The following is a 16,148-nucleotide window of genomic DNA, read 5'->3' on the forward strand; positions in this document are numbered from 1 at the left end:
ATGCAACAAGTAGCAATAATCACAGGAGCAGGCAATGGGATTGGGGCCGCAGCAGCAAAGCTTTTGGCTCAGCATGGGGTCCATGTCGCTGTTCTTGATGTGCAAGAAGAAAAGGCACAGTTAGTCGCCGAAGAAATCAATCAGGCAGGCGGTCAAGCCTTGCCCATTCGCTGTGATGTCGGTCAACGAGCGCAGGTTGAAGAAGCCATCCAGCTTGTGGAATCGCATTTCGGAGATATCACCATCTTGGTCAACAATGCAGGAGTGGGCGGTCCATTCCACCGGGTGGACGAAGTCTCCGATGAAGAATGGGATTGGATCATGAATACCAACCTGAAGAGTGTATTCCTGTTTTGCAGAAACCTGTTGCCCAAGATGAAAGAAAGGAACTTCGGGCGGATCGTAAACATCGCTTCTATTCAGGGCTTGCTAGGCTCTGCACATTCATCCACCTACGTCGCTTCCAAACACGGCATGATCGGCTATACAAAAACAATTGCGGCGGAATGGGGAGAGCATGGGATTACTTGCAATGCCATCTGTCCGGGATATGTGGATACCGCGATGGGCGTACGTCCGGAGGATATTTCGGATTACATGAATCGAGTCATCGTCAAAAGCCCGGTGAAACGCGTAGCTCAGCCGTTGGAAATCGCCCAGATGATTTATCATCTCGTCGGACCGCATAGCGGGTACATCAACGGAGCGAGCATCACCATGGACGGCGGGATCAGCAGTCATATCGGAATTACGGATCAGTTGTCCTAGTTCGGACACGTAGAAAAAGCCGCACGCTCGGTCAGCTTCCACCGGGCATGCGGCCTTTTTTCCCCCTATAAAAAGCGACGGTGCACTTTCTTGCCGTCGTACGTAAACAACACTTGTCGATCCTCCACCATCGATTCCAGGTGGACGGATTTTCCCCACATGGTATAGATGTAAGGCAATGTTTTTTCTACGTATTTGACATCCAGCTCCAGCCCCTCGAAATGATGCTTCAAGTACAGCTCGCCGGAGCGTAAGTAATCCCCATCGTGCACGAGTACATAAGGGAATCCCCCATTAACCCGTGTGCCCGCAAGACCATCGCGTACCTGCTCCCACTGTTTTTCCGCGACAACCCAATCGTTGCCCTGCTTGCCGAACATATACAAATCCAGATCACTGACGAGGTCCTTGGTCAGGAAGTTGCGAATGAAGCTGATGTCGGACTCCAGCTCACGCACCTCGAAAATTTTCGCGCGTCCCTCTCCTGGCTTGCGTCCGAAGCGCTCCTGCTCTTCCTTCGTCGGATTATCCCAGCGTTTTTCAATGTCCTCCAAAATTTTCAGACCCAAATGATACGGATTAATACTCGTCGTCGAAGGCTGAATGACGGAGGAATGCAGCTTGGCAAACTCGATCGTCTCCGCTTCCGTCAGCTCCATTTCCCGCAGGATGCGCATATGCCAGTAGGTGGCCCAGCCTTCGTTCATGATCTTCGTTTCCATCTGCGGCCAGAAATACAGCATCTCATCTCGAATGATCGTAAGCACATCCCGTTGCCAATCGTCTAGGATATTGCTGTATTCCATAATGAATAGCAATAGGTCTTTTTCCGGTTCTGGCGGGAATTTGCGTGGTGCTTTTACTGGCTCGGCTTCCTCTTTTGCTTTGCGGTCCAATCCCCAGAGATCGTCATAAGGAGATTGCCGTTCGTTCCTCGTCTTTTTGTTCGACTCCTCTGGATCTCGTTTCCAACGCAGCTTCGGGCGCAGCAAGCTCGGATCGATATGCTCCTGAATCGCCAAGCTCGCATCGAGCAAATTCTCGACAGCATCCTTACCGTACTCGATCTCATACTGACGAATCCGCTCTCCACTGGCCGCCATGCTTTCGACCATATCCCGATTGGTATTGGAGAAGCGCACATTGTTTTTGAAAAAGTCGCAGTGAGCAAGCACGTGAGCCACAATGAGCTTGTTTTGGATCAAGGAATTGCCGTCCAAAAGAAACGCGTAACAAGGATTGGAGTTGATGACGAGCTCGTAGATTTTGCTCAGATTCAGGTCATATTGCAATTTCATCCGGTAGAAGGACTTTCCAAAACTCCAATGCGAAAATCGTGTCGGCATTCCATACGCGCCAAATGTATAGATGATGTCAGACGGGCATATCTCGTATCGCATCGGGTAAAAATCGAGATTGAACCCTTTGGCGATCTCGGTAATTTCGTCAATGGATCGCTCCAGTTCTTTTCGCTCGTCGTTGGTCAATCGTTTCGCCTCCCCCTTTTGCAGTCGGTCTACTTTATGTATATGGGGGAAACAGCTAAAAGAAACATCCTACTTATTAAAATCAATTACGTTCTGTACTAATTTTTACAATTGATTTCGTTTACCAAACTTACGATTTTTTCAATTTCATGTCTCTTCCGTTTAAACCAATCTTGTGACCAAATGCGGTGTATTTTCCATCCGAGCGACTCAAGAACTTGTTGTCTCAGCCTATCCCGATCTCGTGCCGTTTTGGAAGAATGATAAGTAGCTCCATCGCACTCAATACCGAGTAAATACCTCCCTGGATGATTAGGGTCTACAACCGCAAGATCAATTCGATATGAGGAACATCCCACCTGTTTGTGTAAGATGAGTCCTCGAGCCGTTAATGCATCATAAACATCTTCTTCTAATGGGGAATCAAACCCAACATCTGAATTGGTACTACTATTCGGATTAAATTTTCCTCTGGTGCTGGCATAATACAAATAACTTTTTAGAAGTTGAGGGCCTAGTTTGTTCAGCTTTTCATCATCTAAATCCGTATGGAGTATGCTAGAAACGATTTTGACTTCGTATTTTGCACGAGTAATAGCTACATTTAAACGACGTTCACCACCGGGTTTGTTAAGTGGCCCAAAGTTATAATGCAATTTCCCGTTCCCATCTTTTCCGTATCCTACGCTAAAAATAATCGTATCCCGTTCGTCTCCTTGTACATTCTCGAGATTTTTAATGAAAAATGGTTCAGCAGTATCCTCAGTAAAAAATTTCTCGAACTCTGGTCGTTTCTTTCGTATCTCATCTACATAATCACGTATCGCTTCTTGCTGTGCTTCACTGAATGCAATTACTCCCAAGCTTCGGCGTGAATTAAGGAAATGCTCAAAGATCAGCTTCGCTACTGCCATTGCTTCAATCCGGTTTTTCTTACTTCCTCCACGATCATAAACTCCCTCTGAAACGTAAACAAGTGACACCCCATCGTTATCGGCTGAACTTGAACTTGGGAACGTGTAAAGATCATTGTTATAGATTTCACGGTTCGAAAAAGCGATGAGTGACTCATGTTTACTCCTGTAGTGCCATTTTAGTGGTACGGTTGGCATAAATACAGCTGCTTCGTCAAGGACACTCTCATAAATTTCATTTGTTGAATCCTCTTCATCAATAAACTCCTCGTCTTCTTCCGCTGTAGTCCCAAAAAAGCGTGTTGGTGGTAACTGTTTATTGTCACCGGCAATAATGATTTGTTTGCCTCTCATGATAGAACCGATGGCATCCTCTGAACATATTTGGGATGCTTCATCAAAAATAACTACATCAAACTTGATGATATTCGGATCGATGAATTGGCTAACAGACATGGGACTCATCATCATACAAGGCTTTAATGCTGTAAGCAGATTAGGTATCTCAGAAAATAATCGACGAATAGCTTTATGTCGTTTTTGCTTTTGAACTTCTCTACTTAGAATAGAAGCTTCAGTATGTTGTATACCTGTAAATGAATTAAGAAACATTTCTTTATTATTCATCAAAATATGATGAAGCCGTGCTCCATTTTGCTTTATTTGAGCTTGATCCGTATTCTTAAATTCATCCAGAAGTCGTTGATGCTGATCAAAATAAAACAGGGATAGACTTGGGAGCAGAGAATACGCATAATCTAACCATAGTTTATAAAACCGTTTAAGGAATAAGTCACGGGTATTCCCTTGATGGTCATCTGGATTCATGATTTCATAAACAAATTCCGCAATTCCATATTCGGAAGATTCCTGCAATACATTTTGAAAAGCATTCCATTCTTCTAATTTGTAGGATTCCTCAACCCAAACATCCAGATGTTGAATGATGTTACGTAAATCCGCTTGCTGGAAAGTATTTTGTCCAAATAATTTGGCATCCCTTGGGAAAACCGTAAAAAAGAAGTCCCTCTCTCTTACCGTGTTATTCCAAGCTATCGCTATTTCTCTAACATGCTGCATGAATTGAGCATATTGGATGCGAGATTCATCAAAGATTAACTCAATCATTGATTCAGGAACCTTGCCATCCCAAATATCCAATAACTTTTGAGTCCATTGAATTGCCGAAAATACTTCATTCCAATCGGTTTCATATCTATGAAACAGTGGACCATAGAGATACTGATAATCATTCATCACATTTTCAATGTTTTGCTTCATTTCCATGTACTCTTTTATTTCATGGATATCTGCTATAAATTCTTTGCTGTTTTTCCACCTATTTTTATTTGAGAACTGGGTTAATTCGTTTACACCTGTCTGTAATTCTTCAGATATTTCATGGATTCTTTGCAAATTACCTTCAACAAATAAAAGATCTTCGTCTTTTTGTTCCAATACATTTGCGATGTGTACCTGGTCGAATAATATTCCCATCTGGTTATTAAACCGAGAGAGTGCCTCCGTTATTTCGTGGAACTTTGTTTTCACTCGTTCCAACTGATAACTATTCAAGTCAAGCATTAGTTTTTCAATACCTGATTTCGGAAGCTCGGCAGCTTCCAAGAAAGAACAAAGTTCATATACATTGATCATATTCTGACACAGTTGTTCCCAATCGGTTCGTTCACCTTGATAAGTCTTACCAAAACGCCTCTTCAATTCAGGATCCGCTTCAGTTATCCAGGCTTTCTTTTCCACCAATTTTACTGCCTGCCTGAGGTCCTTACTAAGCTCTTCGTATGATAGGTTTGTTTTCTCTTTCTGAAATAATTTCAGCTTTTTCTTGTCATCCCAAAATCTTCTCTTAAAGATACGAAAGAAACCCGCATATTCGTTCATAAATCTTTGAAAAACATCTTTCACATCTATCTCGTTCAGTAAATCAAGATCATACCTTTGTTCAAATGCCATACGCTCACTTGTGTACTCTTCAAACTTGCTTTTCGTCTCTCTGACTTCCTCAATTAGTTGCTGATGTTTAGCTCGTTCAAACCATACAGGGGTTGGGGTTGGATTTATTAAAATGTACTTCCCAATGGTCAAAAATGCTTGAATATTGTTTATAGATACATTCGGAAACTGTACTCCAAATATTTCATTTGAAAAAGCTTGCGTACTTAACAAAATCGCTAGTTCTTTCTCTGTCTTTTGGACGGCATTCAGAAGTTCTTGTTTACAAGCTACAATGTCATCAAGAAACGTATCTGGATTCTTTATTAGTCCATGCAATTCATGCTGGAACTTTCTTGATAATGTATACTCAATTTGATCAAGATCTAAGGAAATCACATTTTCGTTATAAAACTCGAACAACTGATTTTGTTTCCCTGCAAATCGTAGAAACGTTTCCTTCATTTGATCATAAACTTCTTTGCTAGTATCATACGATTTATCATCACTAAGCCAATACCTAGGAATTTTGGGAATTTGATTCAACGAGTTACTTAGATTTTGAATTCGCTCTACTGTTTCTGGAGTCGTGCCCCAATACGCCCAGATAAAAGAAGGCATGTTCCTAATTTTATCTTCCACGCTTTCGAGTCCATTAGCTAACTTACGAAAATTGGCGGAGATGTTGCCTTGCAATTCAAGCGAGAAACGTGTCGGTAAAGCCCCTCTCCATACATGTTGTTCATGGTTTTTTATCACATCAGAATAAGTCTCCATTTTTTGCAAGAGTTCATTAATATCCTCTAATCGTGAACGATTGACGGATTGTATGTCTTCAATGGTATAGGCTAATTCATCAACATCATGCATCTTCGCTAAAAGGCCATGGACATACTGTGGAGTTAATTGCAAGGGTTCAATTTTTGTGTGTAAAGCATCCACATACTCATTCAATCTTGCCTTCATTCGATCAAAAGAATCAAAATTTACTGGGGATCGATTCGGCGAATAAAGTAACCCAGAAGTTCGATTTAACTCCTCTAATACATACCTTTTGCTGACATTATTGCTATGTAACTCAAGACAAAAGTCACCGAGGAATTGATCATCCAAACGTTTTTTAACCACATTTAGGGCTGCCTTTTTCTCGCTGACGAATAGCACTTGTTTTCCTTTCGCAAGAGATTCAGCAATAATATTCGTGATAGTTTGACTCTTACCGGTTCCAGGTGGACCACTGATTATAAAACTTTTTCCTTTTTGAACTGCCAATATAGCTTCTTGCTGACTTGAATCTGCATCTAAAATTTGAAAGGATTCAGCTGACCGAGTTTTTCTGTCGTGTTCTCGAATATCTTCATAGGAATCCCTTTCAGAATAAGTCGTTTGATCAGAAACGCCTGCCAATTTTTGAACTAGCTCGTGTTTCTTTAACAAATCAGCATACTGCTCAAAATCTTTGAACATTACGAGTTTACTAAATGAGAACAATCCTAGATAAGAGTCCTTTACTACTTCCCAATCCTTTTGATTTCTGATTTGGGATTCAAATTGAGTAATGATATCCGCTAATGTGAGGTCGCCTTCTTCTTGGTTAAAGGAAAAATTTAATCCAAAATCAACTTTTAGTTTTTGAAGTAAGGTAGGATTAATTGTTACCTCATCAGAATATTTTTCGATACAATACGGTTCATTTACATTCTCTCTTTTTAAGATTACGGGGAGCAGTACAATTGGCGATTTAATATAAATATTGCTGTCATCTGATTCTTTCCACTTTAAAAAACCAAAGCCAATGAAAAGCGTGTTGATCCCTTTTTCATCACTGAAGGTTTTAGCTTTCAAACGAATACTATTGAGCTGTTTTTCTAATTTTCCATATGCATTTTCAATTTCATCTTCATCCTTATCTGCAATCTCTCCCCATAATTTAACTTGTTGGTCTGCTTCACTAACCGTAATGTCTTTACTACGTTTCTTCCGTCTTTTCTCTTTCAAAACATACGCTTGCATATCAACAATGCTGTTTACTTTATATTGGTAATCTTCAAGTAATCCACTGAACAAATCCTCCATTTCCATCTTAAAACGCAGGACTGAAGAACTGTTTTCAGCAAAGTTAAGTAAGCGATTTCGTTTGGAAAGATCAATAAGGTTTGATTTCCATTTATTCAATTTTGATTCAAGAATTTGTTCGTATTTGATCGCCAATTTTACCCAATCCCTTTCATGCATGATTTCCTGTATGTTTTTACTGCACCCTCGATATAAAATATGAGTAATTTATACTAATAATTCGATGGTAGTATTTTAGTGCAAAAAAGTAAATTGCCCGCAAAAAAATAAACTCCTTCATCAAGTGAAGGAGTAAAGCAGCTTAGTACTAATTTTCAACAGTTAACTGTCTAAGAAATGAATTATAATTAACCCACTAAATTTGTACAATTTCCTTTAATTCCATAATCAAACGATCAATCTCTTCCGGAAGCCTGTAATTAAGATTAACAGTCTTTACTGATATCTCAATTTTCCTGTCATGAAAAGTTTCGTTATAATATTTCGGTAGTTCCATAGGTAGTATTTGACTGTTTGGATATAGTAAAACAATCTTACTACACTCAAACTCTCTTGCATATGCATACATTTGATACATATCTTGCTGACTAACTCCAAAGTTCAATTTTCTATTGTCTAGGACTTTCCATTTAGTATCAATTATTTTTACTATTTTTCCTTCATCTTGGTTATAAATACAATTATCTGGCATTAACCTAAATGCCCCGCGATTTTGTAGATTTTTAAGCAAAAACCTTGATGTCCCATCACGTTTTGTCAAAACATTGCTTTTTTCGTCCATTACTTTGTCTTTATACTGCACTAAAAGGTTTTGGATAAATTTCTCATAGATAACATTCATATCAAAAAGCAGGCTAAAACTTTGTGAAGAACCACTACTTAAATTTGGTGATTCATCTTCCCAAAATACCTTACACATTCCAAATATTTCCTTATAAGACTGATGTACGGTCCTTGGCAAGCTTAACAAATTGAAATCACTAATGCTAAACTCCCTTTCATCTACCTCCGAGAATAAGGCATTGAGTAACTGAAGTTCTTTCTTATTAGTTGAAAGTTTCGAAATGTTGGTGAGCTTACCTATAGTTGCTTTCAATATCCTATTTGGTATATTCTGTATGGAATATTCGTCATAGCCAACATAAAACTTACTTCGGTTATAAAAATTCTTTCGTAAATGCTCGGGCACTATTAGTTTCCCCTTGAGAAAGGGAACATTTTCTTCGACCCGGTTGTATTGATGGATCACACCAGCTTTAATGGCAAAGGTCAATTTGTCTATAAAAACTTTAATAAAGCATTCCAAAAACGTGTGTTTTTGAGTATCATATCTTCCAAGGTCTTGAACCCTAAAAGGAACTTCTCTTGCGACTGTCAACATGTAAAGGAGATTTCTTCTGATATTTTGAAAATCATCCACGGACAACTTCGGTAAAATTTCCACTTGTAGATTTGCGACACTTGCTACTCCTATCCATTGTTGGGGGATGATCTGATTATTACCCCATTTAAAAATGGACTTGCCCTGTTCTCGTTCCAATTTCTCTAGCAAAGAGGCTTGTGACCTAGTTATCATCTTTTTTTCAAGCGAGAACCGATTACCTATTAGTATCGCTTCATATTCCTTTACACTAATGACTGGTATCATGGAACCATCCCACTATTCGTAAATACTCTTGATTATTTTAATATCGTGTTTTTCATCTGTACCAAATTTAGGGTTTACTGTATAAATCGGATCATACTGATCCATGTAATGTGATTTTCCCAATAGTTTTTCTGTGTCATACTCTTTATCTTCCACTATCAACTTAAGATCCTTGTCTTCTTTCAAGTTATCACCCAAAACAACACCAATTTTATCCCACTGACCATAAAAATATTCCTGTAACAATGGCAACAATTTGTATTTCATAACCGATATTAACCCCTCTAAACTAGATACCCGCATAAAAATGGCTTGCCCCAATGTATGATTTCTATCGAGCAAAATAGTTATTCTTTTGTTTATTGTTTCTACTAGTTGCGACAGGTTGATTTCCTCATCGTCTACCTTTATTACTCCAAGTAAATCAGTCTGTGGCATGATTTCCTCAAACTCAAACCTTCTTCTTAGTGCCACGTCCATAAGTGCGATTGAGCGATCAACTGTATTCATCGTTCCAATTATGTATAAATTGCTGGGAACAGAAAATAGTTGTTGAGAATAAGGTAAGCGAACTCTGATCTCATTTAACTCGCCCGCCCTTTTATCTTCCTCGATTAGCGTAATCAACTCACCAAATACTTTTGAGATATTAGCCCTGTTAATTTCATCAATAATTAGGATATGATTCTTTCCTGACTGTTCAGCCCTACTACAAATCTCTTTAAATATGCCGTCTTTGATTATGTAATGTACAGCTCCATCTTCAACTTTGGCATTAATGCCCTCAACAAACTCCTCATAAGCGATTGATTGATGGAAGGTAACAAATTCGATCATCCCTAAGTCTTGAAGCTGCTTAAAGGTTTGCATGACCTCGGATCTTTTTTCAGCTGAGCCAAATTCCGCTAACCAATTCCCACACATCCGCAGTGCTAACTCTGCAGTACGAAATGTCTTTCCTGTTCCAGGAGGTCCAAATAAAATTAAGTTTTTAGGTAAACTGTTATCTATTTCTCCCTCCTGAAGATTACCTGTAACCATTTCAGGCTCCTCACTCTCTGCTGCAATGTCTTCAAGTTCTTCTATTGAAATGGGTATTTCTGAAAAAAAGCTTCCAGTATCCCAATTATCAGGTATCCTTGCGTGGGTCACCAGATAGTCACTTAATTCACTCGTAAACTTGAGTTGTAAAGCATCGATTAAAGCCTTGGAAGGATCAGGAATAGAACCAAAAGAATGATCCCGTAAAAGATACACAATTAACGGAAAAGTATCTTGGCCGCATAATCTATCGTTGAAAAAAGTCATAAAAGTCTCTGTCCAATTGTCTAACTTCTTCACACCCCACTTATTACCTGATACAAGTTCAAGTCCCAATGTAAGCAAAGGTGCCGGTCGACTCGGGTAATTCCTTGTTCCAACAGTTTCGGATGCTCTTTTTACTGGTGTAGTTAAAACGTTCGAGCTAAACTTTTTATCCAGTTTCCTCTGTTCAAATTCGATCATCCCCAAATTGTTTACTTGGAGTTCAATCCCATCTCTTCTACCTACACAAAGGACGTTTACAAAATTGCTTGTCACCCGTTCACGATGCTGTCTGTTTTCTGGGTGTAAATTTAAAATTTCTTGTCCAGTTTCTTTCTGTGCCATATCTACAGCTAAAAAGGTGGCTAAGCCTGTAGTTTGCTCTATCCCTTTCTTCCCATCGTTAACAGTTAATCTCAATCTTTCGAAATTATCTATAAACACACTTGACGAAAAGTACATTTTCTCAACTCCAAAAGTATTTATCAGCATTCGTTTCAAAGTCTGGACAGTAGATCATAAAACAAGAGGGGATCTTATAAAGACCCCCACTTAATAATTATTGTCCGAGTGCTTTAATAAAACTCAACTGTTCTTGAATAGGTTCATAGTAATCATAAATAACTTCAGGATCGTTAACACGAATTGGAACTGACCCGAAGCCTATCTGAGAAAACAGTCTGACTTCCCCTCTTTTTGGGATGTCTTCACCAACTAAAACTTTTCTAAGTTCTCTAGCAAAAGCATAGGAAAGTTTCGGTGGCACTGCATTCCCGATCATTTCATAATTTGCTTTAATGGTGCGTCCTTTAAATTCAAAGTCATCGGGAAAAGACTGTATTCTGGCAATTTCTCTTGTTGTAAACACTCTTTTTTCAACAGGGTGCCATACACCAGCATTTTCGGGCTTAAATGCAGCTGTAATCGTTCCAGCAATCTCATCTCTGTGGAATCTTCGATAGAAGTTGGGCCATCTGTACTTTTCCATATTATCTCTAATTTTCTTCAATCGATCAGGTAGCACTTCTGTCGGGATATCCTTCCATGAACCTCCCTCTGGAACAAAGTCCCCTAAATATAGTGCTTGGGGATTTAATTTCAGCATTTCATCTTGATTTGGTGTATCTGCCGGGATATCAAAGATGGTATTTTGAATAGACAAGTCTAGTCCAGTAATAGGTTCTGGAAAATAAAACTTACCTAATGCCGCGTCTTTTTTTAACGCAACAATAATTACCCTTAATCTATTTTGTGGTACCCCAAAATGAGCAGCATTTACCAGTTTGAAATGCACCTCATAGTTCATTTTGGTTAGGCTTTGGAAGATCTCTGGAAGTAAATATCCAGTTTCCGTTTTCGTGGATAGTAAACCTCGCACATTTTCCATCATTACTACTTTTGGACGAAGGACTTCGATGTATTTCAAAGTAAACTTATATAAGTTTCCCCTTTTTTCGTAGATTCCTTTACGATTACCAGCATTTGAAAATGATTGGCAAGGGAAACCCGATAAAAGAATGTCCAGATCCTTTATAACAGGGATCTCTAAGTCTTCAATATTTCCTCTAACAACTTGTCCAAGATTGTGTTCATACGTAAGACAAGCATCTTCATTAATATCGTTTGCCCACACTACGTCATACCCACTCTCGTGGAATCCCAAGTCTAGTCCTCCACAGCCACAAAACATACTTAATACTGTGGGTTTTTTATCAAAAGGTTCCAAACTACTTAACCTCCTATTTCGATGAAGCCTTCAAGTGTCATACCACTTATTATAACTTCTAAAGCGACATTTTTATAGCGAACAGAGCGTGTCATCCACAATTTACACAATACACATCTTTAAAAAACGTTCTCTTGAGCGAAATATGGCTCTCTTTTTTCAATAACGCCTAACTTTGCTCTTTCCACTAAATCAAACTATTCATAGAAAAACCCAAGCACACGAAAAGAATTTCTTGTGTGCCTGGGGTTTATTAATTTGCAGCTTTCTTTCTTATAGGTTTACTTCTTGCCTTCGTACTGGCTGTTTTATTGCCCTTTGCTTTCCCAGTTCCCTTACCCGTAGTTCTTTTATGGGTATCTGATACGATAGCTTTCTTTACATCAACAGGATTCAATCCTAGTTTTTCTAGAGCAAAATCCACAGCAAGAACTAGCTCATCAAAGCACCACATCATCACTTTCTTGTTGTGTTTTTCTGCTAGGTGTCTGCACATAGCAATCAATCCTTGATCAACATCCGCAGCGATAATAAGCCCCAAAACATGAACCCGATCATCAATGCATTTCGCGATAAATTGTTGAATCATTTCTCTTCCCAAACGATGACTTTGGGTTATCGTCCCTTCTTCGTAGCTCTTTGCCATTCCCACAAAAACCGCATCGGAAATTCCCAAATTCTCGAGTTCCATCGTAAAACTAACGTCACCGAATTCTTGTCCATGATGAGGATGAAGCTTATGGTCCGTAAACGTCGCAAACGGCTTCATGATGCAAAGTAAGCTCTTTTCGCTTTGGCATTTGCGACAGCCTTCCACACTGTGGTTGCTACATTTCTCTTTCAAAAGTTGCAGGATTTCTGTCACTTCTGCTTTCTTCTCATCAGTCAGTGTTCGATCCCACACAGGCTTGAGACTCCGAATATCGGAAATATGGTACATTACTTTGCTCGAAGTAGTTGTTTTAGTAACATACACCGTGTTGCCAATCAGATAGAAGTTAGTTTTTTCTCCTAGTTGGAGACGTATCCTAAAATACTTTTCTGCTAATTGGTTCAACAATTCATTTAGGTTCATCTGCGGAATCATCTGCATTCCATCGTAATAGGAAGTTACTTTCACTCTGTGACCTTCCGTACAAGTCAAAAGGGAGAGAGCAACAGATTCATGGCAGTATCCGCAACTTCCCTCTAATTCGCCCTTTTTTTGAATGGTAACCACTTCCGCTTTCCCACAGGATGGACATACGATTTCATTATAATGCTGGCATTCTCCACAAAATGGTTTAAATATGGCAGTGGTATGTTTTCGTAAGACTTTATACAGGTTCTCCACGTTATACTCAATCACTGACATGCTTCGTTCCTCATTTTGCTTACATCTCATGATTGTTTTTAATATGGACAGAATGACAGCTCTCTCTTCATTTGTATGAGTAAAATCTTTTAACGTTTCGTCGTCGTTCAATCCAAGGACTTCAAATTGCTCATCTAACGTTCCCTTTTCATAGATACCCTTCATATAACCCGTCAACTGTTTAATCCGTTGAAGTCCCCAGCGACGAAGAGTCGAAGCTTTTAGTTGTCGAGTCAGATAAATTTTCCCTTTATTTAAGTTGATTCCAAGCGAAGAAAACGTATCTTCCTCGACTTCTTCCTGATAGGTGGAACGTGCAGAGCCGTATTCCTCGTATCCCTTCATTTTCTCCATTATCGAACCCATATGCGGATCTGCCACGGTAAAGCGTTGTGGCATACCTTCGGGTGGTTTGGGATGATAAAGCGATGAGCTTTTCAAATCATCAACCTTAAACATACGTTTCATGACGTTATCTGAAATATTGACCGATGTTGTATAAATTTTAAATACCTGTTGGATGGCAAGTGCTAACACTGTGGAGATACTATCAGTTGGCACACTAATGCTCACAAACCGCTCATCAATGTTCATCCAAAAGAACCCGTACTTCAACTCATAAACATGTTTACTATCTTCCGTTTCAGGCTCGATGTACTCATATCGTTCATGATATGAAAACGAAAATTCAAGGGTAGAAGGATCAACTTCGCTTTGGTCTATAATCTCGATGTTCTTCCATTTTCCCTTCGAATGAACTTCATCAATAAGTATTTGATTTAACGCGGCCAGGCCTTTGTTCTTTCCCCAATTTTTCATAAAATCCTTATGCATAAGCTTCGGATCGATTGGGATTAACATGTATAGCTGAAAACTAGGACGAGCACTATAGCGGTTGTCTTCAAAACAATCCTCGATAGCTTTCTGATCGATTTCGGGACAAGCGTTTACGATTTTGATTAGCGTTTCTTTAGTGGATCTCATCAGAGCGTCCCCTATGCTCTTTACAGCGGTTCCTTTCGTCACCTGAAGATAACGTCTTACTAATGCTGTACTCTCCACTTTTGAAAACAACAACGATCGAATCGCTTTATTAGGTACATGTAACAATTTTCCCGTTTGTTTAATTCTCCTCGCCATGTATTCCCTCCGTCCGGGTAATAATATAATGAAAGGGCATCTCGGATTTCTTATTCCTAGATGCCCTTTCACTTCTCATGAAGTAAGTTATTTTCAACAAGCCTATTGTTCATCATCATTGTCGCTGTACTCTTTTATGATTTGTGTGAGGGATTTTCCTCCCTCTCGTTTGCGGAGGGTCTCAAGATGCATGTCTCTTCGTACACCAAAATCCAAACCATATTTTTCTTCAATGGTACCGACATGAGTATCTCCTCTTTTTTGCCTGTACCTTCCGTCTATATTACGATCTCTCATTTGATGATCCCTCCTAATATGAAACTCACAATATAATTTTACCCTTTCACAAAAAATTAGACAATGCGTGCTTTTTCGACAAATCAGAGCTCAGTTTATTGTACATTAACTTGGTAATAATGGTGCCATGAGTACATCAGCTTGTGAAACTGTAAGGGAGGTACTAATCATGAGTAAAAGCAAGGAAACGTATGCAAAACTAGCTGAAAGGTTTGAAAAAAGGGGACAGACATTGGTCACAAGCGAAGTCTGGAGATGGTCATTACCATTACTGTCTTGCCAAAAAGTCATATGATACTGCAGCTAGGGCACGAGAAAAGTCTTTATAATCTCCACGAAAAAAGGGCTTTCCTCAGCCGTTTTCACGGCTTTTGGGACAGCCCCATTATGTTTAGATGATGTCAGACGGGCATATCTCGTATCGCATCGGGTAAAAATCGAGATTGAACCCTTTGGCGATCTCGGTAATTTCGTCAATGGATCGCTCCAGTTCTTTTCGCTTGTCGTTGGTCAAATTGTTTCGCCTCCCCCTTTTGCGGTCGGTCTACTTTATGCATATGGGCACCGGGTTAAAAGACGCCAACATTTAGAATAGATATTGCTTTTAATTCAAACAAAATAATCAACTATCCCCCTATCATTGCCAAAAATATTTTCAGAGACCTCTTTCATTTACTAATTTTTCCATATATAATCAAAATTGTAAACACATTATGAGTGGAGGTCCTATAATGAAACGGTTGTATACTCTATTTCTTGCCATTTGTTTAATGGTAGTTTTCAGTGTTCCTCTTGCTTCTGCGGCAGAAGTCAATGAAAAAGTATCACCTATAGCCAATGAAAGAGTTATCAGTATCTTACAGAAAAACAATATTGACTTTAAAATTGTAGATGGTAATTTAAAGTTAGTCGAAACATCACCTGAATCCATATCTAAAGTCAATAATTTGCTTGTCTCAGAGTTTAAAACCAGTCTTAAAGCTGCTGCTTCTTATCCAACTCCCTACGTACACATGAAAACGCATGACATTAACACTTCCAAGAAATTCAAAGCAGCAGTAAAAACAGCGTTGGGAGCAGCCGTGGTCGAGTGGGCAAAAGCTGGTGGATTACCAGATCCTCGTAGAGTTGGTGTAGCTGCTGTTGGTGGATTCGGTGTCTATTATTTCGTTAGTAGTGACACAGAAAACTTATATTTTGCTATTAAATACTTCTACAGAGAATTATCGGCTGGTAAATTTGATATGAACGGAAACTTCATTGGAGACTATGAAATCAAAAAAGAAATAAGAGTTACCAAAAATTCAAATTATACTGGTGGTAATCTTGAAGTAGATGTAAGAGAATCTACTATAATAGACCCTTGGTTCTGAGATGAGGTGAGATAATTAAAACTTTTGGGTACTTAATTACTTTCATACTCAACTTAATAGTAGCTTACTTTATTTACGATCAATCCAGCTATGTAAAACCTCTATTG

At 39.2% G+C, this 16,148-nt stretch carries 9 protein-coding genes and 1 pseudogene; 2 read left to right on the forward strand and 8 right to left on the reverse strand.

The window, feature by feature from the left end; genetic code table 11:
- A complete protein-coding gene (locus tag HPY28_RS20985) occupies positions 1-768 on the forward strand; it encodes an SDR family NAD(P)-dependent oxidoreductase (protein ID WP_017247298.1) in 768 nt (255 codons plus the stop codon).
- A 65-nt stretch (positions 769-833) separates the two neighbouring features.
- Here HPY28_RS20985 and HPY28_RS20990 read toward each other — a convergent pair whose 3' ends face one another.
- From HPY28_RS20990 to HPY28_RS21025, 8 genes and pseudogenes are all read right to left on the reverse strand, one after another.
- Positions 834-2,255 carry a SpoVR family protein gene (locus HPY28_RS20990; protein WP_174231322.1) on the reverse strand — a complete coding sequence of 474 codons (1,422 nt, stop codon included), beginning with the start codon at positions 2,253-2,255 and terminating at the stop codon, positions 834-836.
- 98 nt (positions 2,256-2,353) lie between these two features.
- On the reverse strand, positions 2,354-7,333 hold the full coding sequence (locus HPY28_RS20995) for a DUF4011 domain-containing protein (protein ID WP_174231323.1): 4,980 nt from the start codon (positions 7,331-7,333) through the stop codon (positions 2,354-2,356).
- A 220-nt stretch (positions 7,334-7,553) separates the two neighbouring features.
- Positions 7,554-8,846, reverse strand: a complete 1,293-nt coding sequence (locus tag HPY28_RS21000) for an McrC family protein (RefSeq protein ID WP_174231324.1) — start codon at positions 8,844-8,846, stop codon at positions 7,554-7,556.
- A 12-nt stretch (positions 8,847-8,858) separates the two neighbouring features.
- Positions 8,859-10,613 carry an McrB family protein gene (locus HPY28_RS21005; RefSeq protein WP_017252022.1) on the reverse strand — a complete coding sequence of 585 codons (1,755 nt, stop codon included), beginning with the start codon at positions 10,611-10,613 and terminating at the stop codon, positions 8,859-8,861.
- A gap of 97 nt (positions 10,614-10,710) precedes the next feature.
- Entirely contained in the window at positions 10,711-11,877 is a 1,167-nt protein-coding gene (locus HPY28_RS21010; RefSeq protein ID WP_017252023.1) for a DNA cytosine methyltransferase, read from the reverse strand.
- Between the two features lie 253 nt (positions 11,878-12,130).
- Positions 12,131-14,371 (reverse strand): hypothetical protein, encoded by a 2,241-nt coding sequence (locus tag HPY28_RS21015; RefSeq protein ID WP_174231325.1) that lies wholly within the window; start codon positions 14,369-14,371, stop codon positions 12,131-12,133.
- 102 nt (positions 14,372-14,473) lie between these two features.
- A complete protein-coding gene (locus HPY28_RS21020) occupies positions 14,474-14,668 on the reverse strand; it encodes a hypothetical protein (protein WP_017252025.1) in 195 nt (64 codons plus the stop codon).
- Positions 14,669-15,062: 394 nt separating this feature from the next.
- Positions 15,063-15,182, reverse strand: a pseudogene (locus HPY28_RS21025) (SpoVR family protein); the annotation flags it as partial.
- Positions 15,183-15,399: 217 nt separating this feature from the next.
- Between HPY28_RS21025 and HPY28_RS21030 the strand changes: the two are divergent.
- Complete coding sequence (locus HPY28_RS21030; RefSeq protein WP_017252011.1) at positions 15,400-16,041, forward strand: hypothetical protein; 642 nt, start codon at positions 15,400-15,402, stop codon at positions 16,039-16,041.
- Positions 16,042-16,148: the final 107 nt, after the last annotated feature.

This window comes from Brevibacillus sp. HB1.2, assembly GCF_013332495.1.
GTDB classification, from domain to species: Bacteria; Bacillota; Bacilli; order Brevibacillales; family Brevibacillaceae; genus Brevibacillus; species Brevibacillus porteri.

What these genes read in the sequence shown, in the direction of transcription:
- HPY28_RS20985 (WP_017247298.1), top strand. Translation starts at nt 1, where the DNA reads ATGCAACAAGTAGCAATAATCACAGGAGCAGGCAATGGGATTGGGGCC.
- HPY28_RS21000 (WP_174231324.1), bottom strand. Translation starts at nt 8,846, where the DNA reads ATGATACCAGTCATTAGTGTAAAGGAATATGAAGCGATACTAATAGGT.
- HPY28_RS21005 (WP_017252022.1), bottom strand. Translation starts at nt 10,613, where the DNA reads ATGTACTTTTCGTCAAGTGTGTTTATAGATAATTTCGAAAGATTGAGA.
- HPY28_RS21015 (WP_174231325.1), bottom strand. Translation starts at nt 14,371, where the DNA reads ATGGCGAGGAGAATTAAACAAACGGGAAAATTGTTACATGTACCTAAT.
- HPY28_RS21020 (WP_017252025.1), bottom strand. Translation starts at nt 14,668, where the DNA reads ATGAGAGATCGTAATATAGACGGAAGGTACAGGCAAAAAAGAGGAGAT.
- HPY28_RS21030 (WP_017252011.1), top strand. Translation starts at nt 15,400, where the DNA reads ATGAAACGGTTGTATACTCTATTTCTTGCCATTTGTTTAATGGTAGTT.